The 26682-nt window shown below is 72.5% G+C and carries 31 protein-coding genes and 1 riboswitch; of the genes, 19 read left to right on the forward strand and 12 right to left on the reverse strand.

Annotated elements, in window-relative coordinates:
* Nucleotide 1: 1 nt before the first annotated feature.
* The 3 genes from ACPPVX_RS22220 to ACPPVX_RS22230 all read right to left on the reverse strand — a co-directional run bounded on the left by ACPPVX_RS22220 (nucleotide 2) and on the right by ACPPVX_RS22230 (nucleotide 2061).
* Nucleotides 2-802, reverse strand: a complete 801-nt coding sequence (locus tag ACPPVX_RS22220) for a PhzF family phenazine biosynthesis protein (protein WP_426572769.1) — start codon at nucleotides 800-802, stop codon at nucleotides 2-4.
* Nucleotides 803-901: 99 nt separating this feature from the next.
* A complete protein-coding gene (locus ACPPVX_RS22225; protein ID WP_426572770.1) occupies nucleotides 902-1432 on the reverse strand; it encodes a TrmH family RNA methyltransferase in 531 nt (176 codons plus the stop codon).
* The gene (locus ACPPVX_RS22230; protein WP_426572771.1) at nucleotides 1429-2061 is read right to left on the reverse strand and encodes a class I SAM-dependent methyltransferase; all 633 of its coding nucleotides are present in this window, start codon (nucleotides 2059-2061) and stop codon (nucleotides 1429-1431) included. Before ACPPVX_RS22230 ends, ACPPVX_RS22225 begins: the two co-directional genes overlap by 4 nt.
* A gap of 24 nt (nucleotides 2062-2085) precedes the next feature.
* Between ACPPVX_RS22230 and def the strand changes: the two genes are divergently transcribed.
* The 4 genes from def (at nucleotide 2086) to ACPPVX_RS22250 (ending at nucleotide 5307) form a co-directional block, all read left to right on the forward strand.
* Nucleotides 2086-2622: a peptide deformylase gene (gene def / locus ACPPVX_RS22235; RefSeq protein ID WP_426572772.1), complete on the forward strand. Its 537-nt coding sequence runs from the start codon at nucleotides 2086-2088 to the stop codon at nucleotides 2620-2622.
* 8 nt (nucleotides 2623-2630) lie between these two features.
* Nucleotides 2631-3575, forward strand: coding sequence for a methionyl-tRNA formyltransferase (locus ACPPVX_RS22240; protein ID WP_426572773.1), 945 nt, complete (start codon nucleotides 2631-2633; stop codon nucleotides 3573-3575).
* A gap of 86 nt (nucleotides 3576-3661) precedes the next feature.
* Nucleotides 3662-4807 (forward strand): transcription antitermination factor NusB, encoded by a 1146-nt coding sequence (locus ACPPVX_RS22245; protein WP_426572774.1) that lies wholly within the window; start codon nucleotides 3662-3664, stop codon nucleotides 4805-4807.
* On the forward strand, nucleotides 4804-5307 hold the full coding sequence (locus ACPPVX_RS22250) for a MogA/MoaB family molybdenum cofactor biosynthesis protein (protein WP_426572775.1): 504 nt from the start codon (nucleotides 4804-4806) through the stop codon (nucleotides 5305-5307). Before ACPPVX_RS22245 ends, ACPPVX_RS22250 begins: the two co-directional genes overlap by 4 nt.
* 19 nt (nucleotides 5308-5326) lie before the next feature.
* On the opposite strand, the gene ACPPVX_RS22255 is transcribed toward ACPPVX_RS22250, so the two are convergent.
* Nucleotides 5327-6913, reverse strand: a complete 1587-nt coding sequence (locus tag ACPPVX_RS22255) for an ArnT family glycosyltransferase (protein ID WP_426572776.1) — start codon at nucleotides 6911-6913, stop codon at nucleotides 5327-5329.
* 103 nt (nucleotides 6914-7016) lie between these two features.
* A riboswitch (FMN riboswitch) is annotated at nucleotides 7017-7143 on the forward strand.
* Nucleotides 7144-7190: 47 nt separating this feature from the next.
* On the opposite strand from ACPPVX_RS22255, the gene ribD reads away from it, so the two are divergent.
* The 8 genes from ribD to ACPPVX_RS22295 are packed head-to-tail and all read left to right on the forward strand — an operon-like array spanning nucleotide 7191 to nucleotide 12955.
* Nucleotides 7191-8252: a bifunctional diaminohydroxyphosphoribosylaminopyrimidine deaminase/5-amino-6-(5-phosphoribosylamino)uracil reductase RibD gene (gene ribD, locus ACPPVX_RS22260; protein ID WP_426572777.1), complete on the forward strand. Its 1062-nt coding sequence runs from the start codon at nucleotides 7191-7193 to the stop codon at nucleotides 8250-8252.
* A complete protein-coding gene (locus ACPPVX_RS22265; protein ID WP_426572778.1) occupies nucleotides 8252-8821 on the forward strand; it encodes a riboflavin synthase in 570 nt (189 codons plus the stop codon). Before ribD ends, ACPPVX_RS22265 begins: the two co-directional genes overlap by 1 nt.
* Nucleotides 8818-10137, forward strand: coding sequence for a bifunctional 3,4-dihydroxy-2-butanone-4-phosphate synthase/GTP cyclohydrolase II (locus tag ACPPVX_RS22270; protein ID WP_426572779.1), 1320 nt, complete (start codon nucleotides 8818-8820; stop codon nucleotides 10135-10137). The genes ACPPVX_RS22265 and ACPPVX_RS22270 overlap by 4 nt, the downstream gene beginning before the upstream one ends.
* Before the next feature lie 2 nt (nucleotides 10138-10139).
* On the forward strand, nucleotides 10140-10637 hold the full coding sequence (ribH, locus tag ACPPVX_RS22275; RefSeq protein ID WP_426572780.1) for a 6,7-dimethyl-8-ribityllumazine synthase: 498 nt from the start codon (nucleotides 10140-10142) through the stop codon (nucleotides 10635-10637).
* Nucleotides 10638-10643: 6 nt separating this feature from the next.
* Nucleotides 10644-11414 (forward strand): class I SAM-dependent methyltransferase, encoded by a 771-nt coding sequence (locus ACPPVX_RS22280; RefSeq protein WP_426572781.1) that lies wholly within the window; start codon nucleotides 10644-10646, stop codon nucleotides 11412-11414.
* Between the two features lie 11 nt (nucleotides 11415-11425).
* A complete protein-coding gene (locus ACPPVX_RS22285) occupies nucleotides 11426-11794 on the forward strand; it encodes an FKBP-type peptidyl-prolyl cis-trans isomerase (protein ID WP_426572782.1) in 369 nt (122 codons plus the stop codon).
* A gap of 43 nt (nucleotides 11795-11837) precedes the next feature.
* Entirely contained in the window at nucleotides 11838-12713 is an 876-nt protein-coding gene (gene hisG, locus ACPPVX_RS22290) for an ATP phosphoribosyltransferase (RefSeq protein ID WP_426572783.1), read from the forward strand.
* 2 nt (nucleotides 12714-12715) lie between these two features.
* Nucleotides 12716-12955, forward strand: a complete 240-nt coding sequence (locus ACPPVX_RS22295; RefSeq protein WP_426572784.1) for a cold shock domain-containing protein — start codon at nucleotides 12716-12718, stop codon at nucleotides 12953-12955.
* A gap of 16 nt (nucleotides 12956-12971) precedes the next feature.
* On the opposite strand, the gene ACPPVX_RS22300 is transcribed toward ACPPVX_RS22295, so the two are convergent.
* The gene (locus tag ACPPVX_RS22300) at nucleotides 12972-13397 is read right to left on the reverse strand and encodes a hypothetical protein (RefSeq protein WP_426572785.1); all 426 of its coding nucleotides are present in this window, start codon (nucleotides 13395-13397) and stop codon (nucleotides 12972-12974) included.
* Between the two features lie 165 nt (nucleotides 13398-13562).
* On the opposite strand from ACPPVX_RS22300, the gene infC reads away from it, so the two are divergent.
* From infC to ACPPVX_RS22335, 7 genes are read left to right on the forward strand one after another with little or no spacing between them, the layout of a single operon-like run.
* Nucleotides 13563-14465 (forward strand): translation initiation factor IF-3, encoded by a 903-nt coding sequence (gene infC / locus ACPPVX_RS22305; protein WP_426572786.1) that lies wholly within the window; start codon nucleotides 13563-13565, stop codon nucleotides 14463-14465.
* A 43-nt stretch (nucleotides 14466-14508) separates the two neighbouring features.
* On the forward strand, nucleotides 14509-14703 hold the full coding sequence (gene rpmI / locus ACPPVX_RS22310) for a 50S ribosomal protein L35 (protein ID WP_426572787.1): 195 nt from the start codon (nucleotides 14509-14511) through the stop codon (nucleotides 14701-14703).
* Nucleotides 14704-14735: 32 nt separating this feature from the next.
* Entirely contained in the window at nucleotides 14736-15110 is a 375-nt protein-coding gene (gene rplT, locus ACPPVX_RS22315; RefSeq protein ID WP_426572788.1) for a 50S ribosomal protein L20, read from the forward strand.
* A gap of 52 nt (nucleotides 15111-15162) precedes the next feature.
* A complete protein-coding gene (locus ACPPVX_RS22320) occupies nucleotides 15163-15960 on the forward strand; it encodes a TrmH family RNA methyltransferase (RefSeq protein WP_426572789.1) in 798 nt (265 codons plus the stop codon).
* Between the two features lie 58 nt (nucleotides 15961-16018).
* The gene (locus tag ACPPVX_RS22325; protein ID WP_426572790.1) at nucleotides 16019-17017 is read left to right on the forward strand and encodes a phenylalanine--tRNA ligase subunit alpha; all 999 of its coding nucleotides are present in this window, start codon (nucleotides 16019-16021) and stop codon (nucleotides 17015-17017) included.
* A complete protein-coding gene (pheT, locus tag ACPPVX_RS22330; protein WP_426572791.1) occupies nucleotides 17017-19425 on the forward strand; it encodes a phenylalanine--tRNA ligase subunit beta in 2409 nt (802 codons plus the stop codon). Before ACPPVX_RS22325 ends, pheT begins: the two co-directional genes overlap by 1 nt.
* 41 nt (nucleotides 19426-19466) lie before the next feature.
* Nucleotides 19467-20192, forward strand: a complete 726-nt coding sequence (locus ACPPVX_RS22335) for an MOSC domain-containing protein (RefSeq protein ID WP_426572792.1) — start codon at nucleotides 19467-19469, stop codon at nucleotides 20190-20192.
* A gap of 14 nt (nucleotides 20193-20206) precedes the next feature.
* Here ACPPVX_RS22335 and ACPPVX_RS22340 read toward each other — a convergent pair whose 3' ends face one another.
* The 7 genes from ACPPVX_RS22340 to ACPPVX_RS22370 form a co-directional block, all read right to left on the reverse strand.
* Entirely contained in the window at nucleotides 20207-21151 is a 945-nt protein-coding gene (locus tag ACPPVX_RS22340; RefSeq protein WP_426572793.1) for an alpha/beta hydrolase fold domain-containing protein, read from the reverse strand.
* Between the two features lie 102 nt (nucleotides 21152-21253).
* Nucleotides 21254-22507: a hypothetical protein gene (locus ACPPVX_RS22345; protein ID WP_426572794.1), complete on the reverse strand. Its 1254-nt coding sequence runs from the start codon at nucleotides 22505-22507 to the stop codon at nucleotides 21254-21256.
* A complete protein-coding gene (locus ACPPVX_RS22350; RefSeq protein WP_426572795.1) occupies nucleotides 22504-22920 on the reverse strand; it encodes a carboxymuconolactone decarboxylase family protein in 417 nt (138 codons plus the stop codon). Before ACPPVX_RS22350 ends, ACPPVX_RS22345 begins: the two co-directional genes overlap by 4 nt.
* Before the next feature lie 33 nt (nucleotides 22921-22953).
* A complete protein-coding gene (locus ACPPVX_RS22355) occupies nucleotides 22954-23811 on the reverse strand; it encodes an NAD(P)-dependent oxidoreductase (protein ID WP_426572796.1) in 858 nt (285 codons plus the stop codon).
* Entirely contained in the window at nucleotides 23808-24560 is a 753-nt protein-coding gene (locus ACPPVX_RS22360; protein ID WP_426572797.1) for an SDR family oxidoreductase, read from the reverse strand. The genes ACPPVX_RS22355 and ACPPVX_RS22360 overlap by 4 nt, the downstream gene beginning before the upstream one ends.
* Before the next feature lie 56 nt (nucleotides 24561-24616).
* Nucleotides 24617-26077, reverse strand: coding sequence for an aldehyde dehydrogenase (locus ACPPVX_RS22365; RefSeq protein WP_426572798.1), 1461 nt, complete (start codon nucleotides 26075-26077; stop codon nucleotides 24617-24619).
* Nucleotides 26077-26640: a nuclear transport factor 2 family protein gene (locus ACPPVX_RS22370; protein ID WP_426572799.1), complete on the reverse strand. Its 564-nt coding sequence runs from the start codon at nucleotides 26638-26640 to the stop codon at nucleotides 26077-26079. Before ACPPVX_RS22370 ends, ACPPVX_RS22365 begins: the two co-directional genes overlap by 1 nt.
* Nucleotides 26641-26682: the final 42 nt, after the last annotated feature.

Genomic DNA, 26682 nt, shown 5'->3' on the forward strand with positions numbered 1-26682 from the left:
GTCAGGCCGGTGGCGGATCGACCAGGAGCTGTCCGACCGACACGGTGACGGCGGTGCCGGTGAGCACGACCCGGTCACCGGCGAGCTCCATGCCGACCGTCCCGCCCCGAGCCGATGCCTGCCGCCCGACGAACGAGGTGCGCCCGGTTCGGGCCGCGAGCCAAGGGGCGATCACGCAGTGGGCGGCGCCGGTGACCGGATCCTCGTCGATCCCGGCTGCGGGGACGAACGTGCGGCACACCGAGTCGTACCCGGTGGTGGCATCCGTGGTGGTGTCGGCCACCACGATGGCGTGGCCACCGAACGCCAGGAGCCGATCGCGGACCGGAGCGCAGGCCTCGACCGCGGCCGCGTCGGCGACCTCCACCACCGCCCAGCCCGACCCGGCCCACGCCGCCACCACGTCGGTGTCGCGGAGGCCGAGCACCTCGGACCACCCGACCGGCGGGACCGGATCGACGGTGGTCGCGGGGAGGTCGAGGGAGATCGTCCCGTCGGCGGCGGTCACACAGGTCAGCACCCCCGAACGGGTGTGGAACCGGCGCTCGCCGCCCAGGACGTGGGCCGACGCCAGCGTGGCATGGCCGCAGAGGTCGACCTCGACGGTGGGGGTGAACCAGCGCAGGTCGTGGTCGCCGTCGGCCCGGGGAGCGAGGAACGCCGTCTCCGCCAGGTTCACCTCGGCCGCCACCGAGCGCATCCACGCCTCGGCGGCCGGTGCCTCCAGCACCACCACACCGGCTGGGTTCCCGGAGAACGGTGCATCGGTGAACGAGTCGACCACGGTCAGCGGAACAGCCATGCCGTCACGGTACGACCCCGGCCCATCGCCGGACCACGAACTTGTTGCCGTCAGTGCTGCAGCGAGCAATGGCGGCAACAAGTTCGTGGTGTGAGGCGGTCAGGTGGGGGGCCAGCCCTGGCGGCGAGCCTCGTAGAGGGCGATGGACGCGGCGGTGGCCACGTTGAGCGAGCCGATGCGGCCGAGCTGCGGGATGAACGCCAGCTGGTCCACGCCGTCGAGCACCGGTGGGGTGAGCCCGCGGTCCTCGTGCCCCACGACCAGGCACACGTCGCCGCGGAGGTCGGCCTGGTGGATGGGCACGGCCCCCTCCGCCAGCTCGATCCCGACGATGCGGTACTGCGCCGCCCGGGCCCGCGCCATGGCGTTGGCGGGGGTGTCGACCGTGACGCACTGCAGGTAGCGCTCGGAGCCGAGCGACGTCTTCTTGGTGCCGCCCAGCTCGGGGCCGGCGGTCTGCCCGCAGAACCACACGTCCTCGACGCGCATCGCCGCCGCGGTGCGCAGGATGGAGCCGACGTTGGCGGGCGTGGCCACCGAGTCGAGGATGAGGCCGATGCGGCCGGGGGCCTGGCGCCGCCACTCGCGGTGCAGGCGCTTGAGGTCGGTGCTGCCGAGGTTGCGCGTCACGGCCTCGCCTCCACCTGGAGGATCCGGTAGCCCCCGCGCGACGCGGTGCGCTCGGTGGGCCAGCCCTGGTCGACCATCCACCGGGCGAGCGAATCGGCGCCGAGGTGCTTCTGCACCACGAGCGCCGCGGTGCCCGTGGTGGGGCGGAGGCGACCGAGCCAGGTGCCGAGCAGGTCGTGGAGGGCGGCCTTGCCCACGCGGATCGGCGGGTTCGACCAGAGCTGGTCGATCACCAGGTCGGCGGGCACCTCGTCCGGGGCCACCACCCGCACCCGTTCGCCCACCCCGTTGGCCTCGGCGTTGGCCTGGCACAGCTGGCGGGCCCGCTGGTTGACGTCGATCGCCCAGACCGTGACCCCCGGTCCGCCGCGCAGCGCCAACGCGACGGCGATGGGGCCGTAGCCGCAGCCCACGTCGGCGAGCGTGCCGGTCGGCGGCACGGCCGGACCCTCCACGAGCAGGGCGCGCGTGCCGTCGTCGACCCGGTCGGGCGAGAACGTGCCGCGGTCGGTGGTGAGGTGGATCAGCCGCCCCTCGGGGAGCACCAGGTCGATGGCCTTGGGCTTCGACGCGGCCGACGGATCGGAGCTGAAGTAGTGGTCAGCCGGGTCGGGCTGGGGGGAGGGCACGTCGGCGACGGTAGCCTGGCCGTCATGGCGTCCTACGAGATCCGCGTGATCGGAGACCCCGTCCTCAAGCAGCAAGCCGCCGATGTCACCGACATCGACGCCAAGCTCGTGCGCCTGGTCGACGACATGGTGGAGACCATGTACGCCGCCCCGGGCCTCGGCCTCGCCGCCCCGCAGGTCGGCGTGCAGAAGCGCCTGTTCGTGTGGGACCTCAACGATGGCGCCGGCCCCAAGAGCATGATCAACCCCGAGATCGTCGAATCCGACGGCGAGTGGGTCTACGAGGAGGGCTGCCTGTCGGTGCCCGGCCTCTCGTGGGAGATCACCCGGCCCAACCACGTCCACGTGATCGGCCGAGACCTCGACGGCAACGAGGTCTCCATCGAGGCCTCGGAGCTCGAGGGGCGCATGTTCCAGCACGAGCTCGACCACCTCGACGGCGTGCTGCTCATCGAGCGGCTCGATGCCGACCAGGCCAAGCTGGCCAAGCGCCAGGTGCGAGACCTGATGCTGGGGTTCGGCGAGGAGCCGGCCCCCAAGCGCGGCTTGTCGCTGCGCTGAGCGGCACCGTGGACCCTGCCGGCGCTCCCGGTGAGCCGCCGGCCCTCCCGGCCCCGCCCGCGCACCCTCGACGCCTCGTCTTCCTCGGCACCCCCGAGATGGCCGTCGCGCCGCTCGAGGCGCTGCACGGGGCCGGGTTCGATGTGGCCCTCGTGGTCACCGGTCCCGACAAGCGGCGTGGGAGGGGCAGCGCCACCACCCCCAACCCGGTGAAGCTGGCCGCCCTGGGGCTCGGCCTCCCGATCTCGCACGACATCGCCGATGTGGCCGGCGCCGGAGCCGACCTCGGCGTGGTGGTCGCCTTCGGCCAGATCATCCGCCGCCCGGTGCTCGAGGCCCTCCCGATGGTGAACCTGCACTTCTCGCTGCTGCCACGGTGGCGGGGCGCGGCCCCGGTCGAACGGGCCCTCCTGGCCGGGGACGAGCACACCGGCGTGTGCGTCATGGCGGTCGAGGAGGGGCTCGACACGGGCGGGGTCTACGCCTGCGAGGAGATCGCCATCCGCCGCTCCAGCACGGCGACCGAGCTGGGCGAGCAGCTCACCGGGATCGGCAGCCGCCTCCTGGTGGAGGCGCTGACCGACGGGCTCGGCACCCCCGAGCCGCAGGTCGGCGAGCCCACCTACGCCCACAAGCTCGGGCCCGACGACCGCCACCTCCGCTGGGACCGCTCGGCCGACGAGCTCGACCGGATCGTGCGCGTGGGCGGCGCCTGGACCACGTTCCGGGGCAAGCGGCTCAAGGTGATCGAGGCCAAGCTCGACACCGATCCGGCGCCGCTCGGCCCGCCCGGGTCGCTCCGCGGCACCCAGGTGGCCGCGGCCACCGGATCGCTCCACCTCGTCACCGTGCAGCCCGAGGGCAAGGGGCCCACCGCGGCCGAGCCGTGGCTGCGGGGAGCCCGCGTCGAACCAGGCGAGCGCCTCGGAGACCACGGATCGGAGCCGACATGAGCCCAACGCCCCCCAGGCGAGGCCGGCCATCGTCCTCGAAGGCATCGAAGGCACGGGCGGCCACGCCGTCCGATGGGGTGCCGGCGGTGCCCGATCCGAGGCGGCTGGCCGTCGAGGCCCTCGTGCGCATCGAGCGCGACGGTGCCTACGCCAACATCCTCCTGCCGCGGCTGCTGAGCCGCAGCGCCCTTGCCGAGCGCGATCGGGCCTTCACCACCCAGCTGGTCTACGGAACGGTCCGCCACCAGCGCTCGTGCGACTGGTTCGTCGACCGCTTCGCCCTGGGCGACCTCGATCCCACGGTCCGCGCCGCGCTGCGGGTCGGCACCTTCCAGCTCCGCTTCCTCGGGACGCCACCGCACGCCGCCGTGTCCGCCACCGTCGAGGTGGTGCCCCGGAAGGCCCGCGGCCTGGTCAACGCCGTGCTGCGCAAGATCGCCGCGGCCGATGATGCCTGGCCGTCCGAGGCGGTGCGCCTCAGCTACCCCGACTGGGTGGTCGAGCGCCTCACCGCCGATCTGGGCGAGGCCCGCGCCGTGGCCGCCCTGGTGTCGATGAACGGTGCCGCGTCCTCCAGCGAACGAGCCGACGGCTACACGCAGGACCCGGCCTCGCAGTGGGTGGTCGACGCGGTCGGCGCCGCCCCTGGCGATCTCGTCCTCGATCTCTGCGCCGCCCCCGGCGGCAAGGCCACGGCCTTGGCCGGCCGGGGCGCCACCGTGATCGCCGCCGACATCCGGCCCAAGCGGGTGGGCCTCATCGCCGGCAACGCCACCCGCGTCGGGCTCGAGCCGTCGCAGCTGAGCGCCGTCGTGGCCGACGGCCTCCACCCACCGTTCGCGTCCGGCGCGTTCCACCGGATCCTGGTCGACGCCCCGTGCTCGGGCCTGGGCTCGCTCCGCCGGCGGCCCGACGCCCGCTGGCGCATCGACGCTGAGGCGCCCGAGCGGCTCGGCGCCCTCCAGACCCAGCTGCTCGACCAGGCGGCCGACCTCGTGCGGCCAGAGGGCACCCTCACCTACTCGGTGTGCACGCTGACCCGCGCCGAGACGCTCGAGGTGGCCCGTCGGTTCGTCGACGCCCATCCGGGCTGGGATGCCGTCGAGGCGCCTGGCGCCCCGTGGATCCAGTGGGGGAGCGGGGCCCTGCTCCTGCCCCAGGCCGCCGAGACCGACGGCATGGCCGTGTTCACCTGGAAGCGACCAGCCGCCGGCACCGGAGGAGCCCCATGAGCAGCCCATCCATCCCGGGCGACGCGCCGCCGGCCACCTGGCACGCCCGCGTGGTCGTGGTCTCCGACGGCGTGGCCGACGGCGAGCGCGAGGACCGCGGGGGACCGGCCCTCCGGGCTGCGCTCGAAGACCTCGGCGCCGTGGTCGACGCCATCGCCGTGAGCCCCGACGGCATCGAGGCGGTGGCCCTGGCGGTCGCCGCCCAGTGCGACGGGTTCGCCGGCCTGGTCATCACCACGGGCGGCACCGGCTTCGGCCCCCGCGACCTCACCCCGGAGGGGACCCGCCAGGTGATCGAGCGAGAGGCGCCGGGCCTGGCCGAGGCCATGCGCCTGGTCAACCCGCTCGGCCGGCTCTCGCGCGGCATCGCCGGGACGCTCGGTCAGGCCATGGTGCTCAACGTCCCCGGCTCTCCCAAGGGCGCGGTCGAGTGCCTGCAGTCCGTGGCCGACGTCGTCCCGCACGCACTGGCCCTGCTGGCGGGTGACCGGCCCCACTGAACCGCCGGGCGCCGGGTGCTCAGCAGCTCGACGTCGTGCGTGATCTCCAGACCTCGGCCGACCAGCCATCGGGCGACCGGGTGGTCGAGGTCCGGCGCAGCCCTGCCCGGCGGTACGCACGGCTGGCGTCTCGGTAGGAGATCTGGGTTTCGTCGCTGTCGTGGAGGAGCACGACCGCGGCGCCCTCGCGGCGTGCGTCCGCCGCCCGGGTCTCCAGCTGGTCCGCGTCGAACAGCCCCGTGAACCGCGTCGACTGCTCGGCCGCTCCGTGCTGCACGAGGAGCGCCCACCGGAGGTTCCCGTACGCCAGCCGCGGATCGCCCTGCGGCACGATCACGTGCGTCGTGCAGCCCGGGTCCGGGGGCACCGAGGCCTCGTCGAGGATCCGGGCGTAGAAGGCGTCCCAGGCGGAGCCGTCGAGGGCCGCGGCGGTGGCGGGCCGCTGCGCTTGGACGGGGTACCAGCCCCGCTCGGCGTCGCCGAAGTGGAACGCGCCGAGGAGCGCCAGCGCGGCCCAGAGCGCGAGCGATCCCCGCCGGACGACCCGCCACGGCGCTCGGACCGCCACCGAGATCGCCCAGGGGATGGCGGGACCGGCGACGAGCAGGAAGAACCCCGGGAAGTCGTCCTTGGCCAGGATCAGCGCGCCGAAGGTCGGGACCAGGACGAGGAGCACGTACGCGTCCTCCAGGCGCAGCCAGCGGCGGCGGACGTTGGCGAGGAGGCAGGCGGCGAGGAGCGCGACTAGGAGGATCACCGCGATCCAGGCGATGTTGGCGTACTTGTCGCCCGTGACCACCTGGCCGAGGCTCCGCACCTCGAGCCGGATGTCCCACCAGGGCGCGGCGTCGGAGGTGACCGGTCCGTGGAGCAGGTAGTGGAGGGCCGGGCGGTAGCGGATCGCCCACCACCACGAAGCGACCACGACCGCAGCCGAGCCGGCGAGCGCGACGTTCACCCAGCGCCCCGGTGCGACCGGCCGACGGGCGAGGAGGACGATCACCCAGGCGACGAGGGCCCACGGGGCGATGACGACCAGCATCGTGCGCACCAGCACGGTGCAGCCGATGGCCACGCCCAGCGCGACCGACCAGCCCCGGCGCTCGAGCCGGCGCGTGCGCAGCCCGATCGCCACGCACGCGGTGAAGCAGGCGGCGGCCGGGACGATGTGGTGGTGGCTGCGCGAGAACCAGACCGTGACCGGGGCGACACCGACGACGGCCGCCGCGAGCAGGCTCCACGATCGAGCGCCCAGCTGGCGCGCCACCGCCCACGCGGCAGCCACGAGCACGCCGGTCGCGGCGAGGATGGGGAGCATCGTGGCGAGGAGGTTGTGGCCGAAGACCTCCATCGAGATGCCCGCCGCGATCGGCACCGCGGGCGCGGTCTCCGCCGAGGGGGCCAGCTCGTGGTTCGGCCAGGTGAGCAGCGCCGTGGGGTGCTCGTGGAGCGCGAGGCGATCGTCCTCGGCCTGGTTGATCAGGTTCACCTCGTCGCTGTCGACGCCGGCCGAGGACCGGTGGTGCACGATCCACGCCCCGTTGCCCACGAGGAGCAGGGCGATGAGGGCGACGAGCGCGGCGACCTCCCACCGCCGGACGGGCATCCGATGAAGGTAGTGCGGCGGGGAGTCCTCGCCTGGGACCGAGGTTGGTCGCAGCCAGAGGCCCTCCGTACACTGGCGCCACAATCGAGAATGCACAGCAGACGCCTCCTCGCGGGGCAGGGTGGAAGTCCCTACCGGCGGTTCAGCCCGCGAACCCGAGCCTCACGGCTCGGGCCGATCCGGTGAGATTCCGGAGCCGACGGTCACAGTCCGGATGAGAGCGAGGGCGCGCTGACGCTTCGCGCGTCGCGTGTCCCTGACCGAAACGGGAAGCCACGTGGACGACGCAGAGCGCATGCAGCAGGCGATGGTGCTGGGCAGCGCCGTCCGTGCTGCCACGTCGCCCAACCCCTGGGTGGGGTGCGTCATCGAGTCGCCGTCAGGCGAGGTGTTCGAGGGGGCCACCGAGCCTCCCGGCGGCCGCCACGCCGAGGTGGTGGCGCTCGACGCCGCCGGCCCCGCCGCCCAGGGTGGCACCGCGTGGGTCACGCTCGAGCCGTGCGCCCACACCGGCCGCACCGGACCGTGTGCCGACGCGCTCATCGAGGCGGGCATCGCCCGCGTGGTCATCGCCCTCGAAGACCCCGACACCCGGGTCGCCGGAGCCGGCATCGAGCGCCTCCGCGCCGCGGGGGTCGATGTCGAGGTCGGCCTGCTCGGCGATGCGGTCCGGGTGCAGCTGGCGCCGTACCTCAAGCACCGCAGCACCGGGCAGCCGTGGGTGGTGCTGAAGCTGGGCGCCACCCTCGATGGCCGCACGGCGGCGCCCGACGGGACCAGCCAGTGGATCACCGGCGGTGCCGCCCGCGCCGATGCCCACGCCGTGCGCGCCGAGAGCGACGCCATCGTGGTGGGCGCCGGCACCGTGCGGGCCGACGATCCGTCGCTCACCGTGCGCCACGTCGACGGCAAGGACCCGCTGCGGGTGGTCCTGGGATCCGCGCCGGTCGGCGCCCGGGTGCTGCCGGCCATGGAGTTCAGCGGCGAGCTCACCGACCTGCTCGATGCGCTCGGCGCCCGCGGCGTGCTGCAGGTGCTGGTCGAGGGCGGCGCCACGGTGGCCGGGGCCTTCCACCGCGCCGGCCTCGTCGACCACTACGTCATCTACCTCGCGCCCGCCCTCTTCGGTGGCGACGACGCCCGCCCGCTGTTCGCGGGCGAGGGCGCGCCCACCATCGCCGACGTCTGGCGCGGCGCCATCACCGCCGTCACCCAGCTCGGCGGCGACCTGCGCATCGATCTCTCACCGGTCGGGCCCTCTGCGGTCACCGGCCCCGTCCCCGTGGTCCGCATCGGCGACATCCCGCCGTTCAGCCCGTCCGGCCAAGGAGGCCACTGATGTTCACCGGGATCGTCGAGGAGCTCGGCTCCGTCATCTCCCGCCAAGGGCCCAAGCTGCGCCTCGGGGCCACCACGGTGCTCGACGACGTCGAGATGGGTGCGTCCATCGCGGTCAACGGCACCTGCCTCACCGTCGTCGCCTGGGGTGACGGCTGGTGGGAGGCCGACGTGGTCGACGAGACCTACGACCGCACCTGCCTCGGGGCCCTCCAGCCCGGCGACCGGGTCAACCTCGAACGGCCCGTGCGCCTGGCCGACCGCCTCGGCGGCCACCTCGTGCAGGGCCACGTCGACGCGGTCGGCACGATCATCACCCCGGCCCCCGACCTGCGCATCGCCATGCCCGCCGACCTGCTCCGGTACGTGGTCGAGAAGGGCTCCATCACCATCGACGGCACCAGCCTCACCGTGGCCGCCGTCCACGACGACGGGTTCTCCGTCGCCATCATCCCGCACACCGCCGACGTCACCACCCTGGGCTTCAAGGGCCCCGGTGACCCGGTCAACCTGGAGCTCGACGTCATCGCCAAGTACGTCGAGTCCCTTCTGGAAGGACACCGTTCATGAGCGACAACCCCGCTGAGATGCCTGCTGCCGTCGGCGGCTTCGAGGTCGCCAACCGCGGCCCGGCCGACGATGGGCCGCTGTCCGACATCGGCGAGGCGCTCGCGGCGTTCGCCCGGGGCGAGATCCTGGTGGTCGTCGACGACGAGGACCGCGAGAACGAGGGCGACCTCATCATGGCGGCCGAGTTCGTGACGCCCGAGAAGATCGCCTTCTTCCTGCACTACACGTCGGGCTTCATCTGCGCTCCCATCACCAGCGAGCGGGCCGCCGAGCTCGACCTGCGCCCCATGGTCGAGCACAACACCGAGAGCATGCGCACCGCCTTCCTGGTGAGCATCGACTACCGCCACGGCACCTCGACCGGCATCTCGTCGTTCGACCGGGCCGCCACCGTGCAGGCCCTGGTCGACCCGGCCACCCGCCCCGGCGACTTCGCCCGCCCTGGCCACATCCTCCCGCTCGAAGCGCGCGAAGGCGGCGTGCTCAAGCGCGCCGGCCACACCGAGGCCACCGTCGACCTCGCCCGCATGGCCGGCCTGTTCCCGGCCGGCATCCTCTGCGAGATCGTCGACGACAAGAAGATGGGCATGGCCCGCCAGCCTGAGCTGCGTGCCTTCGCCCGCGAGCACAACCTCTACATGATCTCGATCGCCGACATGATCCGGTACCGGCGCCGCACCGAGAAGCTCGTCCGCCTGGTGTCCGAGGCCCGCATCCCCACGATGTGGGGCGACTTCGCCTGCAAGGTCTACGAGTCCACCCTCGACGGCGAGCAGCACCTGGCCATGGTCAAGGGCGACATCACCGGCGTCGACGACGTCCTGGTCCGGGTGCACAGCGAGTGCCTGACCGGCGACGTGTTCGGCTCGATGCGCTGCGACTGCGGCGTCCAGCTCGACGCGGCCATGAAGACCATCAACGACGAGGGTGCGGGCGTCATCATCTACCTGCGGGGCCACGAGGGCCGCGGCATCGGCATCGGCCACAAGATCCGGGCCTACGAGCTCCAGGACGACGGCGCCGACACGGTGGAGGCCAACGAGATGCAGGGCCTCCCGATCGACTCGCGGGAGTACGGCATCGGGGCCCAGATCCTGGTCGACCTCGGCATCACCACCATGCGCCTCATCACCAACAACCCGGCCAAGTATGGCGGCCTCGACGGGTTCGGCCTCGACATCACCGGCCGGGTGCCGTCCATCACGGCCCCCAACCCCGAGAACATCCGGTACCTCAAGACCAAGGCCGAGAAGATGGGCCACCTGCTCGAGGGGCTCGACGACCTGCCCACCGGCTCCGACCTCGAGGACCGCTGACCGTGGCCGGTGACCACCAGGCGGAGGGCGCACCCCCTGCGGTGCTCGACGGCAGCGCCATGACCATCGTGGTCGTGAGCGCCCGCTGGAACTCGCACGTCACCCTCCGCCTGCTCGACGGCGTCCGACGCGGCCTGGCCGCGGCCGGCGTGCCCGACGACCAGATCATCGAGGACTGGGTGCCCGGCGCGTTCGAGCTGCCCCTGGCCGCCAAGACGTGGGCCCTCTCCGGTCGCGTCGATGCGGTGATCTGCCTCGGTTGCGTCATCCGTGGCGAGACCACCCACTACGAGTCGGTGGCCGGCGAGTGCGCCAGCGGCATCCAGCAGGCCCAGCTGGAGACCGGCGTCCCGATCGCGTTCGGCGCCCTGACCGTCGAGAACCTCCAGCAGGCCCTCGACCGGTCCGAGGGGCCGGGCGGGCACAACGTCGGCGAGGACGGCGCCAACGTCGCCGTCGAGATGGCCGCCCTGGTCCGGCGCATCCGCTTCAACAGCTAGGCGTCCGTGTCCCCCGCCCGAGACGCCGTCTACGACGAGATCGGGCGCACCTACACGGCCACCCGCCGGCCCGATCCCCGGGTCGCCAGGCAGATCCTGGAGGCCCTCGGCGACGCCGGACGCGTGCTCAACGTCGGCGCCGGCGCCGGCTCCTACGAGCCCGCCGACGGTCGGGAGGTCGTGGCGCTCGAGCCGTCGGCGGTGATGCGGACCCAGCGGCCACCGGGCTCGGCCCCGTGCGTCGGCGGGCTGGCCGGCGCGCTGCCGTTCACCGACGGGACCTTCGACGCCACGCTCACGGTGTTCAGCGTCCACCACTGGCCCGACCCGCGCGCCGGCCTCGACGAGCTGCGCCGGGTGGCGCCCCGCAACGTCATCGTCACGTTCGACCCCGCGTTCCACAACCGGTTCTGGCTCGTGCGCGACTACCTGCCCGAGGTGGCCGCCGTGCCCGCCGCCGTCACCCTGGCCCCCCAGGAGATCCTCGATCACCTCGGCGGGGGAGCGGTGGCCGCCGTCCCCGTGGCGGCCGACTGCGCCGATGGCTTCTTCTGGGCGTACTGGCGTCGCCCCGAGGCCTACCTGGACCCGTCGGTGCGCGCCGGCATCTCTGGGCTCGCCCTGCTCCCCGACGAGCTCGTCGCGGCGCGGATGGAGCGCTTGGCCGCCGATCTGGCGTCGGGCGCGTGGCAGGAGCGCAACGCCGACCTGCTCGCCCGAGACGAGGTCGACGCCGGCTACCGGCTGATCGTCGCCGATGCCGGGGTCGGCCGATAGGGTCGATCGCCATGAGCGAGAAGCCTGAGATCTCCATCCCGAACGAAGAGCCGCCCACCGAGCTGGTGCTCGAAGACCTGGTCGTGGGCGAGGGCCCCGAAGCCGGTCCGGGCCCCGTCGAGGTCCACTACGTGGGTGTGGCCTGGTCCACCGGCCAGCAGTTCGATGCCTCCTGGGACCGCGGCGACACGTTCGGCTTCCGCCTCGGTGCCGGCCAGGTCATCTCCGGCTGGGACCAGGGCGTCGCCGGCATGAAGCTCGGCGGCCGCCGCAAGATCACCATCCCGCCGCACCTCGGCTACGGCGCCAACGGTGCCGGCGGCGTCATCAAGGGCGGCGAGACCCTGGTCTTCGTCGTCGACCTCCTCGGCGTCGGCTGATTGCTTTGGCCCGGCGGAGAGGCCGACCGGTACCGTCCTCTCCGTGCTGAAGCTGGTGTTGCCCAAGGGATCGCTCGAGAAGGCCACGTTGGAGCTGTTCGCGGCGGCGGATCTGGCGGTGAACCGGTCGTCGACGGTCGACTACAAGGCCACCATCGAGGACCCCCGCATCGAGTCGGTCCGGATCCTGCGCCCGCAAGAGATCGGGATGTACGTGTCCGAGGGCATGTTCGACCTGGGCATCACCGGGCGCGACTGGATCGAGGAGACCGGCAGCGAGGTCGTTTCCCTCGGTGAGCTCCAGTACTCCAAGGCCACGTCCCGCCCGATCCGCATGGTCGTGGCCGTGGCCGGCGACTCGCCCATCGAGCGGGTCGAGGACCTGCCGAACGGCGTGCGGGTCTCCACCGAGTACCCCGTGGTCACCCGCAAGTTCTTCGAGTCGAAGGGCATCGACGCCGACATCCGCCTCAGCTACGGCGCCACCGAGGCGAAGATCCCCGACATCGTCGACTGCATCGTCGAGATCACCGAGACCGGTCGGGCCCTCCGCGCCGCCGGCCTCAAGGTCATCGACCAGATCCTGCAGAGTTACACCGAGCTGGTGGCCAACCCCGCCGCCTTCGAGGATCCCGAGAAGGCCCACGCCATGGGCCAGATCCGCACCCTGCTCCAGGGCGTGCTGGAGGCCCGGGGCAAGGTCCTGGTCAAGCTCAACGTCGGCGATGCCGATCTGGACCAGGTGATCGAGCTGCTCCCGTCGATGAAGTCGCCCACCGTGTCGAAGCTGCACGGCGAGGGCGGCTACGCCGTCGAGACCGTGGTGGAGCGGCGCGGGATCAACGTCTTGATCCCCGCGCTGAAAGACGCCGGCGCCACCGACATCATCGAGCTCCCGCTCGCCAAGATCGTCCACTGATCGTGGCCGCACCCCAGGGCCTCGCCGCCGCCTTCGCCTCCCTCACGGGACGGGTGTCGGCGTTCGACGACCAGGTGGGTGCGGGCACCGTCACCGCGGACGAGACCGAGGAGTCGTGGCCGTTCCACTGCACCCGGATCGCCGATGGGAGCCGCACCATCGCGGTCGGCACCTGGGTGGCGTTCGACGTGGTCCCGGGGCCCACGGGCCTCGAGGCCGTCTCGGTGCGCCGCCGGACCTGACGGACCGGCGCCGGGCTCAGCTGTCGCCGGGCTCCTCGGCGCCGGAGTCGAAGCTGGCCTTCATCTGGACGAACGCGAGGCGGAGCTGGGCGAGCGCGTCGTGGAGCGTGGCCTCGTCGTCGCCGAGCCGTCCCTTGAGCACCTCGGTGAGGGCGCCGAAGGCGTCGATGGCCAGCTGGGCCTCCTCGAACTTGGGGGGCTGGGCCGACAGGTGGATGGCCGCGAGCTCCCAACAGCCCATGGCGTGGTTGGCCACCACCTGGGCGGCGGGCACCTGGCTGAGCTGGGCGCGGACCTCGGCCATCTCGGCCGCGATCTGCTGCGCCTCGGCCTCCTGGTCGGGGCTGAGCGGCGGCTGGCCCGGGCCGGCGCCGGGGCCCTGGCCCTGGCCGCCGTCGGCCGGATCGACCGGGTGTTCGCCGCCTGGTGTCCACAAGCTCATGGGGGGATCCTCGTTCTGGCGGGCGCGCCGCCGTGCGGTGACCTCGCCGCGGAGTTGCCGGGGAGGTCGGGTCGGCTGGTACCCTACGACACGCAACAACAAGGGAAAGCGGGGCCTCGCCCCCACCCGGCCACCCGCTCCTCGGAGCACCGTGCGCCCGGGTCGATGCTGCAAAGCGCTCCGGCGCTCGCGGATGTCGGCTTTTCCGGCATCCGCCTCGTTCGTTTTCGGGCGGCTGCAGTCCCCGAGTCACATCCACGAATCGCACATGCGTCAGGGAGGACCTACGCACTTGATGAAGAGCCACCGGCCATAGCACCGCCACCCACCAACAACGAGCCGCGGATCAACGATCGCATCCGAGCCCGGGAGGTCCGACTCGTCGGGCCCGAAGGGGAACAGATCGGGATCAAGCCGCTGCCAGAGGCACTCAACTACGCCAGGGCACTCGATCTCGACCTGGTCGAGGTCGCCGACAAGGCCAACCCGCCCGTCTGCCGAGTCATGGACTACGGCAAGTTCAAGTACGAGGCGGCCCAGAAGGCCAAGGAATCCCGGCGCAAGAGCACCAACGTGGTCGTCAAGGAGATGAAGTACCGCCCCAAGATCGGTGGCGGCGACTTCGGAACCAAGACCCGCAAGGTGGAGCAGTTCCTCGACGAGGGCCACAAGGTGAAGATCACGATCATGTTCCGAGGGCGAGAGGTCGCCCACCCGGAGCTCGGTCGCAAGATCCTCGACCAGGTGGCCGAGGCGGTGGAGCACACCGGCAAGGTCGAGGTGTACCCGAAGCTCGACGGGCCCAGGAACATGATCATGGTCCTGGCTCCCGACAAGCGGGCCCAGGCCGACGCCAAGAAGAAGGCGCAGACCGACGCCGCGGAGGCCAGTGCAGCCCAGGCTGCCGAGGGCTCCGCCCCGGTGGACGAGGCGCCCGTCGCCGACGCCGCTGCCGTCGAAGCGCCGGTCGCGGAAGCGCCCGTCGCTGAATCGCCCGCTCCCGAGGCTCCCATCGAGACCCCCGAAGCCCCGGCTTCCGAACCGGTCGAAGCAGAGACCGAAGCCTGAACGCAGATGCCGCCACCGAGGTGGCACAGGAGGAACCCCAGCAATGCCAAAGATGAAGACCCACCGCGGCGCAGCCAAGCGCTTCAAGACCACGGGCACCGGCAAGCTCCGCCGCCGTCGTGCCTTCCGCAACCACATCCTCGAGAAGAAGCCGTCCACCGTGACGCGCCGCCTCAAGGACGAGGTCGTGGTCGCCCCCGGCGACGCCGCCCGCATCAAGCGGATGCTCGGCAAGTAGCCCCGAAGAACTGATCGAGAGAGGATCCGAAGATGGCAAGAGTCAAGCGCGCCGTTCACTCCAAGAAGCACCGCAGGGCCACGCTCGAGCGGGCCAAGGGCTACTACGGCAACAAGAGCCGTTCGTACCGGGCCGCCAACGAGCAGGTCATGCACTCCCTGCAGTACGCGTTCCGGGATCGCCGGGCCCGCAAGGGCGAGTTCCGCAAGCTGTGGATCGCCCGCATCAACGCTGCGTGCCGCATCAACGGCATCAGCTACAGCCGGTTCATCAACGGCCTGAAGGTCGCTGAGGTCGAGGTCGACCGCAAGGTGCTGGCCGATCTGGCCGTCACCGACCCGGCCGCCTTCGCTGCCCTGGTGAAGGTGGCCGTCGACGCCAGCTCCGCCAAGGTCGCCGCGTCCTGAGCCGCCTGCTGGGCGCTCGTCGCCCGGCAGACCCGCACGCACTGCCCTGATCATGCGCCCGCTGTCGGCCCGCAACCCCCGCCTCCAACGCCTGTCTCGACTGGTGCGGAAGCGGGAGGAGCGGACCGAGCAGCGGGCGTTGGTCGTCGAGGGGCCGGTCCTGGTGGAGGCGGCGGTCCAGGCCGGCCTCGAGGTCCACGACCTCTACGTCGACGAGGCGTCGCTCGATCGCCCGTCGGTGGCCGACCTGCTCCGGCGCCTGCCCGCCGAGATCGACCCGTGGGTGGTCCCCGCGGGTGTGCTCGACCGGGTCGGCGACGTCACCACGTCGCAGGGCATCGTGGCCGTGGTCGCGCAGCGCCGCACCGAGTGGCCCACCCCCGAGGTGTCGGGCTTCGTGCTGGTCCTGGCCGAGCTGCAGATCCCGGGCAACGTCGGCACGCTCATCCGGGCGGCGGCGGCCGCTGGGGCCGGTGCGGTGGTGTGCGCCGGCGGTGCCGACCCCACCAGCCCCAAGGTGGTGCGGGCCTCGGCCGGCGCCCTCTTCGGCATCGACACGGTGACGGCACCCACCCCTGCGGTGGCGCTGGCCCGTCTCCACGCCGACGGCTACCGGGTCGCCACGGCGGTCGTCGACGGTGGCACGCCCCACACCGATGCCGACCTGACGCACCCCATCGCGCTGGTGCTGGGCAGCGAGGCGCACGGGGCGTCCGACGACGTCGTCGCCCTGTCCGACCTGCTGGTCACCATCGCCATGGCTGGTCCCACCGAGTCGCTCAACGTCGCCATGGCGGGCACGTTGCTGTGCTTCGAGGTCCTGCGCGCCCGACCGGCTGCGGAGGGGTGAGTTCGCTGGCGGAACCAAGTGGACGAGCAGGCCCCGCAACAGGCAAGGTTCCGCCACCATGATCGACGAGATCCGCCGCATCCAGGCCTCCTCCGGCAGCCAGATCGCCCAGGCCAGCACCCTCGACGGCCTGGCCGAGATCGAGCGCTCGCTCACCGGCAAGGGCTCCGAGCTGCTGGGCCTGAAGAAGGGGCTCGGCGCCCTGAGCCCCGACGAGCGGCGCGAGACCGGCCTGGTCATGAACGAGGCCAGCGAAGCCATCAAGGCCGCTGTGGCGGCCCGCCGTGCCGAGCTCGAGGCCGAGGCCCAGCTGGCCCTGGCCCAGGCCGAGCGGCTCGACCTGACCGAGGTCCGCGCCGACCGCGACGCGGGCCACCTCCACCTGGTCACCCAGACCATCGAAGAGCTCGAGGACGTGTTCGTCGGCCTGGGCTTCCACGTGGCCGAGGGGCCCGAGGTCGAGGACGACTGGCACAACTTCACGGCGCTGAACTTCGGGCAGTACCACCCCGCCCGAGACATGCAGGACACGTTCTTCGTCGGCCTCGGCGGCCCGCGCGACGTGGTGATGCGCACCCACACCTCACCGGTCCAGATCCGGGTGATGGAGGGCCAGCAGCCGCCGATCTACTCGGTGATGCCCGGGCGGGTGTACCGCAACGAGGCCACCGACGCCACGCACCTCGCGGTGTTCCACCAGCTCGAGTGCCTCGTCATCGATCGAGGCATCACCTTCGCCCACCTGGCCGGCACCATCGACCGCTTCACCAAGGCCTACTTCGGCCCGGGCTGGACCTCCCGCCTGCGGCCGTCGTACTTCCCGTTCACCGAGCCCTCCGCCGAGTTCGACATCCAGCGCCCCGACGGCACCTGGCTCGAGCTGGGCGGCTGCGGCATGGTCCACCCCAACGTGCTCGCCAACTGCGGGATCGATCCCGAGGAGTTCTCCGGGTTCGCCTTCGGCTTCGGCCTCGACCGCCTGGCATCCACCCGCCACGGCGTCACCGACCTGCGCGAGCTGGCGTCGACCGACATCCGATTCCTGGAGCAGTTCTGATGAAGGTCCTCCACTCCTGGCTCCAGGAGTTCCTCGACGCGCCGGTCGACCCGGCCGCGGTCGCCGCCGCGTTCGACGACCTGGGCACCCCGGTCGAGGAGGAGACGCGCATCGGCGAGGGGCTCGACGGCATCGAGGTCGTCCGGGTGCTCACGCTCAGCCCGCACCCCAACGCCGACAAGATCCAGCTCGTCACCGTCGATCGCGGCGATGGCGAGGCCCTGCAGATCTGCTGCGGCGCCTTCAACATGGCGGTGGGCGACCTCGTCCCGCTCGCCACCCTCGGCACCGTGATGCCCGGCGGCATGAAGATCGAGCGCCGCAAGCTCCGCGGCGAGTGGTCCAACGGCATGCTCTGCTCGGCTCGAGAGCTGGGCCTCGGCGACGACCACGCCGGGATCTTCATCCTCGGTCCCGAGCCCGCCCTGGGGACACCCATCACCGCGGCGCTCGGCGTCGAGCCCGACGTGCTCTGGGAGCTCGAGGTCAACCCGAACCGTCCCGACGCCATGAACGTCGTGGGTCTGGCCCGGGACGTGGCCGCCAAGGTCGGTGTCGGCTTCGTGCCGCCCACCGCGCCGGTCGCCGTCCCCCGCAGCGCCGCGGTCACCTGGGGCGCCAGCGGTGCCGGCGGCCGGATCGAGGCCCCTGCCGGCGCCCGAGCGTTCGCCGTCGACATCGCCACGCCCGACGGGTGCGGCCGCTTCGTCGCCCGCGTGCTGCACGGGGTCGACCCTGCCGCGCCGTCGCCCGAGTGGATGCAGCAGCGCCTGGCCCACCTGGGCATGCGCTCCATCTCCGCCCTGGTCGACATCTCCAACTACGTGATGCTCGAGCTGGGCCAGCCCAGCCACCCCTACGACCTGGACAAGGTCGCCGGGGGCACCCTGCGCGTCCGTCACGCGGCCGAGGGCGAGACCCTCACCACGCTCGACGATGTCGAGCGCACCTGCACCGTCGACGACCTCCTCATCTGCGACGGCGACGACGCTCCCGTCGGCATCGGCGGGATCATGGGCGGGGCGAGCTGCGAGATCAGCAGCACCACCACCGACGTCCTGCTCGAGATGGCCTGGTTCGACCCCACCACGATCAGCCGCAGCTCCCGGCGGCTCGGTCTGCGCTCGGAGGCATCGGCCCGCTTCGAGAAGGGGTGCGACCCCGCCGCCATCGAGGTGGCGGCCGACCGGTTCTGCCAGCTCGCCGCCGAGATCTGCGGGGCCGCCACCGAGCCGGTCCAGGTCGACGTCCTGGCCACGCTGCCTGCCCGCCCGCCCGTGCGGGTGCGCACCACCCGGGTCAACGCCATCTTGGGCACCGACCTGGCCCCGGCGGCCATCGCCGCCCTGCTCGACCCCATCGGCTTCGCCGCCGAGGCGATCGACGTCGACCACCAGGTCACCATCCCCACCTGGCGCTTCGACTCGGCCACCGAGATCGATGTCATCGAAGAGGTCGGACGCCACTTCGGCTACGCCAACATCGAGAACCAGGAGCTCACCGCACCCCGCGCCGGGCGCCTCACGCCCCTCCAGCTCGAGCGCCGGGCGGTGCGCCGCCTGCTGTGCGGGCTCGGCCTGGCCGAGACCCTGCCCCTGCCGTTCCTGGCCCCCGGCCAGCTCGCCGCCGCCGGGCTGGACCCGACCGGCATCGAGCTGCTCAACCCGCTCGTGGCCGAGGAGTCCATCCTCCGCACCGCGCTGCTGCCGGGCCTGGTGGCCGCGGTGGCGCACAACCACGCCCGCCGCCAGCTCGGCATCGGCGTGTGGGAGATCGGCCACGTGTTCCTCCCGCCGCCCGAGGGCCAGCTGCTCCCCGACGAGCGCGAGCACCTCGCCGTCGTCCTGGCCGGCCGAGAGGCCCCGGCAGCCGTCGAGGTCTGGCAGGTCCTCGCCGAGCAGATGCGCCTGAGCGAGCCGTCGGTGCGCAACGCCGCCCTGCCCGGCCTGCACCCCACGCGCGGGGCCGAGGTGCTGGTGCAGGGCCAGGTCGTCGGCATGGTCGGCGAGATCGATCCCGCCGTGCTCGGCCGTCACGACATCGGCGAGCGGGTGGCCTACCTCGAGGTCGACCTGGGGGCGCTCTACGGGGCCCCGCGGCGCAGCGAGGCCTACCGCCAGATCAGCCGCTTCCCGTCGAGCGACATCGACCTCGCGTTCGTGGTGCCCGAGCCGGTCTCGGCCATCGACGTCGAGCGCACCCTCGCCGACGCCGACCCCCTCGTGTGGTCGGTGCGCCTGTTCGACGTCTACCGGGGGACCGGCATCGACGACGGCCACCGCAGCCTGGCGTTCGCCGTGCGCCTCCAATCGGTGGAGCGCACGCTCACCGACGCCGAGGTCGCCGAGGCGCGCGGCCGCCTCATCGAGGCGGTCGAGGGCACCTTCGGCGCCACGCTCCGCGGCTGATCACCGGCGGGCCGGCGCCGGTGCGCCGTAGCCTCGGTCCCATGCAGGTCGATCACTACCAGTTCACCGACGGCGACCGGTCGTCGACGCTGGCAGCAGGGTGGGCGCTGTTCGACCAGCTCGAGCTCCACCAGCCGGGCGAGATGGTGCGGGTCGTCGAGCCCCACCGGGTGGCGGCCGAAGCGGTGCTCGACGCCGTGCTCGCCGGCGAGGTGCAGGAGTCAGAGGCGCTCCCGCTGGTCTGGGGCGAGTGGCGGGCGGCGATGGCCGCGCTGCGCCGGGCCGGGGCCTACGGCCCGAGCGCCATCGGCACCACCGTGGGCCTGTTCACCTCCGACGGCGGCGTGCCGAAGCACCCTCGTCAGGCCATCGAGATCTCCTACGGCGGGGTCATCGGCGACCGCCAGAACGACCGCGGCAACCACGGCCGCCCTTGGCAGGCGGTGTGCCTGTGGTCGCGCGAGGTGATCGACCGGTTCGCCGCCGAGGGCCACCCGCTCGCCCCGGGCCTCGCCGGCGAGAACATCACGATGGCCGGGATCGAGTGGGAGCGGATCGTGCCCGGCGTGCACCTCCAGGCCGGCGATGCGCTGCTCGAGATCTCGGCCTACTCCGTGCCGTGCCGCAAGAACGCGGCGTGGTTCACCGACGGACACTTCGGCCTGATGCACCACCGCCACGGCCACGTCAGCCGGGCCTACGCCACGGTGCTCGAACCGGGCCGGGTCCGCCTCGCCGACCCGATCCTCCTCGAGCCCGGCCCCTGACGAGCCGCTCTGGGTCAGCCGTGGAGGGCCTTGGCCAGGGCGGCGATGGCCTCGCGCTCGTAGGCCTTCGCCGACGGGATCAGGCGGGTGAACGCGAACGACGGGTGCACGTGGCCCTTGAGGATCTGCGACTCCACGGGCACGCCGGCCTCCTTGAGGGCGCTCGCGTAGGCCACGCCGTCGTCGCGGAGCTTGTCGAACTCGCAGCTCATGATCCAGGCCGGCGGGAGCCCGCTGAGGTCGTCGGCGAGCAGGGGGGAGGCGTAGGGCTCGGTCATGCGGTCGAGGCTCCCGAGGTAGGCCTCCCGGAACTCCAGGATGATGTCCAGGTCGAGCAGGTAGCCGTCGGGGACCGAGTGGATCGACGGCTGCGACATGGTCAGGTCGACCGCCGGCACATCGAGCCACTGGTGACGTAGGGCTGGACCCGACCGGTCGCGGGCCATGAGGCACACCGCGGCGGCCAGGTTGGCGCCGGCAGACTCGCCGCCGATGCCGATGCGGGTGGCGTCGATGCCCAGCTCGTCGGCGTGCTCGCTCAGCCACACGAGCGCGGCGTAGCAGTCCTCGGGCGGGGTGGGGTAGGCGTTCTCCGGGGCCATGCGGTAGTCGACCGAGGCCACCACGCAGTTGGCACCGGCTGAGATCGTGCGGCAGCGGGGGTCGCGCTCGTCGAGGGTGCCGATGCACCAGCCGCCACCGTGGAGGAACACGTAGAGCGGCACCGGGCCGGCCACGTGGGGAACGTAGAGGCGCACCACGATCTGCCCGCCGTCGACGGGGATGACGACGTCACGCTGCTGGGCGGGCTCGGGGCCCTTGGGCATCACCAGGGCGCCCCCGCGGCGGGCCAGGGCTGCCGAGGCCGCCCGGCGCTGGACCATCGTGCGATCGGCGGGCTCGCGGTCGAGCGCGTTCATCAGCTTGACGATCTTGTCGACGCGGGAGTCGAGCGGCATGCGGGATCCAGACGTGGGCAGCGAGGGGAAGGAGCCCGGCCGCGCCGTTGCGGCCAGGACCCCTGCCGAAGGGTAGGCCGAGGCGGGACCTCGCCGCTGGGCTCAGCGCCGGTGGAACTCGAACCCGGCGCCCGTCGAGAACTCGGTGAGGGTCACGGCGTCGGGCTGGCGGGCGGGCTCGGCACCGGGGTCGTCGGTGATCCGCCACCGGGCGACCTCGCCCTCGCGGGGCTGGATCCGCTCGACCGTCGAGGTGGGCACGAGGCAGGTGGCCGCCGCCCGGAGCACCTCGTCGCCCGCCGGGCCGACCAGCAGCGCAGGCCAGCTGAGCCCGTCGTCCTGGCCCACCGCGGGGCACGGGCCCAGGACCACGTCGAGCGCATCGGGGGTGCGTTCCAGGTCGAGGGCGGCGTAGGCGCGGGGGAGCAGGAGCGGGTGGACGGCCAAGACCTCGGCCAGGCCGTCGAGGTCCCGCTCGATGCCCAGGGCGGCGCCGAGGCGCTTAGCGGTGAGCCCGGCGACGCCGGCGGCCTGCTGCACGCCCACCACGATCACGTCGTCCGGGGTGGTCTTCTCGGCCACCTCCACCAGGTACGCCCGCGACAGGAGGTGCCCCTGGAGCGCCACCTCGTCGCAGATCTGCGAGAGGGTGGCCGACGAGAAGCGCTCCATGACCAGGTCGGGGTCGAGCGGTCCGGCGTAGTCGGCCCAGCCGTCGTCGGTCGGCAGGGAGGGGTCGGGCGCGGCCAGGGCGAGGCCGGCGGCCTCGGAGCGCGCCAGCGCCTCGGCCTTCGGTGGGAACGGGAGCGGGTCGGCCTCGGGGACGATCTCGACGGTCCAGGCGCAGTGCGGGGCTCGGTCGGCGGGGATCCGGGGTGGGCGGTGGATCGGGCGGACCTGCGCCCGCGGGTTGGTGGCGGTGGCCGTGGCATCGAACGTGGGGTCCTCGATGTCGTGACACATCGCCTGCACGTAGTCGTCGCCCATCGGCTCGACATCCATGAGCGCGCCGCAGTGATCGAGGTGGAACTCGCCGTGGAGGTCGTCGTGGACCGTGTACCGGAAGTCCATGAACTCGGGGGGCGCGCCCACGTCGAGCTGCATGCCCTTGAAGATCACCTCGACGGTGTCGCCTTCGAAGCCGAGCAGCCGCTGCATGCGCTTGGTGTAGATCGGGCTGGCCGCCATCCACTCGTCGATGGCGACCTGGGCCATGCCGTCCCGGCCGAAGCGCGAGATCAGGTGGGGCATGCCGGACCGGTCGATGAGGTGCCCGGCGAGCAGCAGCTCCCGGGCCAGCTCGGCCAGCTCGGCGTGGGTGCGCCCGGCCCATGGCTGGGCGACGGTCCGGGTCACGACCGGCCGGCTTCTTCGGCGGCCGCCTTGGCCTCGGCCTTGGCCGTCCGGGCGATGATCGCCTCGACCTCGGTGTTCAGCTTCGCGGCGCGGGGCCAACCCGCGTAGTGGGCGAGGAACACCACGATGGTGCGCAGGTCGTCGGCGTCGAGCTCCCCGAGCCGGACGGCCGCGTCGAGCTGGAGCCCGGCGACGTCTTCGAGGCCCGAGCCGGCCGCCATGCCGATCAGCATCAGGCGCCGCTCCTTGACGGTGAGCTTGCCCTCGTTCCACACCTCGGCGAAGAGGTGGTCGACCGTGTACTCCACGAACGGTCCGACGACGTGGTCGACGTCCCACCCGTAGACGTCCTTCATGAGGGCCTTGCCTCGGGCGCGCTGCTCGCTGTCGGGGGTGGTTCCTTCGTCGGTCACGGGTTCATCCTCCAGGATCGGATCGGGGATCGCTCAGGCATCGGGCTGGCGGGGCACGCCGAGGGCGGCACCCAGCTGCTCGAGCGCCAGGTGGGCGATGGGCAGGTCGACGCCGACCTGCTCGCCCAGCGCGATGGCCAGGTGCAGGTCCTTCTCGCCGAGGCCCCGGGTGTGGGTGAAGATCGGGGTCAGGCCGTCGTCGGGGGCCAGCGGGGTGGCGGTGCCGCGGATCATGATCGACCCGGGGCCGCCGGTGACCTTGTCGGAGTGGCGGACCACCTCGCCCAGCTTGACCAGGTCGACGCCGGCGGCCTCGGCCAGGCGGAGCGCCTCACCCACCGCCGAGTAGGCGGCGAAGGTGATGAGGTTGCGGGCCAGCTTGGCGCGGGTGCCGGCGCCGATCGGGCCGAGGTGGCCCACGAGCGGGCCCATCAGCGCGAACGGCTCGCGGACCTTGGCCACGGCCTCGTCGGACCCGCCGACCATGAACGCCAGCTCGCCGCTGTGCGCGCCCATGAAGCCGCCGCTGACCGGCGCGTCGAGCACCTCGACGCCGTGCTCGGCGGCGATGGCGGCGAGGCGGGCGGGGGTGTCGGGCTCCACCGTGGAGTGGATGGCCACCACGGTGCCGGGACGGGCGGTGGCCAGGATCCCGTCGGGGCCGGTGAGCACCTCGGTCACCTGGGCGTCGTCGAACACCATGATCGAGATGACCTCGGCGCGCTCGGCCACGCCGGCGGGGGAGGTGGCCACGTGGGCGCCGGCGCGGGCGAACGGCTCGGTGGCGGCGGGGGAGATGTCGAAGACCGTGAGGCCGTCGGGCCACTCGAGGAGGCGCGTGGCCATGGGGCCGCCGATCTGACCCAGGCCGATGAACCCGACGCCGCTCACCGGAACACCTGCCCGCCGTCGACGTTGAAGATCTGGCCGGTGACCCACGCGGACTCGTCGGACAGGAGGAACAGGCAGGCGCCGACCATGTCGGCGGGCGTGCCCGGGCGCTTGATGGCCAGGTCCTTCACCAGGCTCTTGACCATGCCCTCGCCCACCTGGTTGCGGGTGGCCTCGGTGTCGGTGGGCCCGGGGGCGATGGCGTTGACGCGGATCCCCTGGCCGCCGAGCTCGTGGGCCAGCTGCTGCGTGAGGCTGTTCACCCCGGCCTTGGCCAGGCCGTAGAAGCCCGAGTACAGCCACGCCGCCGTGGACGACTGGTTGACGATCGAGCCGCCGCCGCGAGCCGCCATGTGCGAGTAGCACGCCCGGGTGCAGACCAGGGCGCCGTCCATGTTCACGCTCATGAACTTCCGGTAGTAGTCCCAGTCGACGGTGATGAGCAGATCGAACTGCATGTTCCCGTAGATGGCGGCGTTGTTGACCAGCAGGTCGAGGCCGCCGAAGCGCTCGACGGTGGCGGCGGCCATCGCCTCGGCCGAGGTGCTGTCGCTCACGTCGCAGCGCACGAAGATGGCCGCGCCTCCTCCGGCGGCCGTGATGTCGGCGGCGGTGGCGGCGCCCTTGGCCTCGTCGACGTCGGCGATCACCACCGACGCACCTTCCCCGGCGAGCGCCCGTGCGTAGGCCTCACCGATGCCTCCGGCTGCCCCGGTCACGATGGCGACCTTCTCGTCGAACCTGCCCATGTCTCCGTCCTTCTTCTTCGTCGTCGTCGTGCTCGTTGGTGGGTGGACCGCGGTCGCTAGACGGCGGTGGAGATGGCCTTGGTCTCGAGGTACTCCTCGAAGCCGGCGACGCCCATCTCGCGGCCGATGCCCGAGGCCTTGTAGCCCCCGAACGGCATGTCGGCGGAGTACCAGATCCCGCCGTTGATGCTCAGGGTCCCGGTACGGACCTTGCGAGCCACGGCCCAGGCCCGGTCCGGGTCGGCGGAGTGCACCGCGCCCGAGAGGCCGTAGGGAGAGTCGTTGGCGATGCGGACCGCATCGTCGTCGCCGTCGTGGGGGATGGCGACGAGGACCGGACCGAAGATCTCCTCCTGGGCCACCCGCGCCGAGTTGTCGAGGCCGGTGATCAGGGTGGGCTCGATGAAGAAGCCGCGCTCCTGGTCGGCGGGGCGGCCGCCGCCGGTGGCGAAGGTGCCGCCCTGCTCGGTGGCCGAGCGGAGGTAGCCCTCGATCCGGTCTCGCTGGCGGGCCGAGATCACCGGACCGCAGATCGTGCCGGGCGCCTGCGGGTCGCCGGCGGCGAGCGCGCTCATCGTTGCGGCGGCCGCCTCGACCACCTCGTCGTAGCGGGCCCGCGGGATCAGCAGGCGGGTGGTGATGGCGCAGCCCTGCCCGGCGTGGCTGCACGCCGTGAACGCGGCGAGCGAAGCGGCGGCGCTGACGTCGGCATCGTCGAGGATGATGAACGCCGACTTGCCGCCGAGCTCGAGGAACACCCGCTTGAGCGACTCGGCGGCGTTGGCCATGACCTTGCGGCCGGTGGCCGTGGAGCCGGTGAACGACACCACGTCGACGCGAGGATCGGTGCTGAGCATGGCGCCCAGGGCGTGGTCGGAGCTGTTGACCACGTTGAGCACGCCGGGCGGGATGTCGGTCTCGTTGGCGGCGATGGCGGCGACGGAAGCGGCCGCCCACGGCGTGTCAGGCGCCGGCTTGAGCACCACGGTGCAGCCGGCAGCGAGCGCCGGTCCGACCTTGGCCAGGTTGATCTGGTGCGGGAAGTTCCACGGCGTGATGGCGCCGACGACGCCGGCCGGCTCGCGCACCACCCAGCGGTGGCTCTTGATCCCGACGGGCGAGGCCTCGCCCATGTCCTTGGTCCACTCGTACGACTCGGCCAGGTCGGCCGCGTACCCCAGGTCCTCGACGGGGGAGTCGAGCTGGGCGATGGTGGTGAAGAAGCGGGGAGCACCCACCTCGGCGATGGTCAGCTCCCGCAGCTCGTCGCTGTGGCTCTGCAGCGCCTCGCGCAGCTGGCGGAGGCACCGGGCGCGGAAGGCCGGGTCGGCCCACTCGGGCGCGCCGCCGTCGAACGCCCGGCGGGCGGCGTCGATGGCGGCATCCATGTCGGCGGCGGTGCCGTCGGCCGCCACCCCGAGCACCTCTTCGGTGGCCGGGTTGACGGTCTCGAACGTGCCGCCGCTGGAAGCGGCGACGAGCTTGCCGTCGATCAGGTTCTGCTCGAGCCCTTCCATCAGGAGGGCACCTCCCAGAGCCCGACGGGGGTGTCGGCGAGCGAGTAGTGGCCGGGCAGCTGGCCGGGCTTGAGCGACCGCTCCATGCGGGCGGTCATGCCGGCCGACAGGGTGCCGTCGGTCATCATCTCCATGAACAGGGCGGCGGCGTTGCCGAAGTCGAACCAGTCGCGCTGCCAGCTCCACTGCATGTTCCCGGCGTAGCGGAACCAGCTGCCCCCGATGCCGGCCACCTCGTAGTGGGTCCCGTCGGGGCGGGTGGCGTCGGCGATCTGGCGCCAGAAGCCGACGAACTGGCCCTTGGTCTCGTCGATGAGGGTCTCCTGGTACGGGTACTCCCACCCGTCGAGGCCACCCATCTCCAGGCCGAGGGCGATCTCGCGGATCTCGTCACGGCCGACGGCCATGAAGTTCTCCCGGTCGCCGTAGTTCCAGCCGTAGGTGGCGTCCTCCGTGTAGCAGGCCGCCATCGGCTCCCAGTCGCCGGTGGCCTCCGCCTCCCGGTTGACCTGGAGCCAGTGCTCCACCATCGCTTCCATCTCTTCGCGCGGGTAGGCGGTCATGTTCGTTCCCCTTGTGTGCTTGTCGTGCTGGTGGTGCGGTGC

This window comes from Aquihabitans sp. McL0605, from assembly GCF_049993875.1.
Lineage (GTDB): Bacteria > Actinomycetota > Acidimicrobiia > Acidimicrobiales > Iamiaceae > Aquihabitans.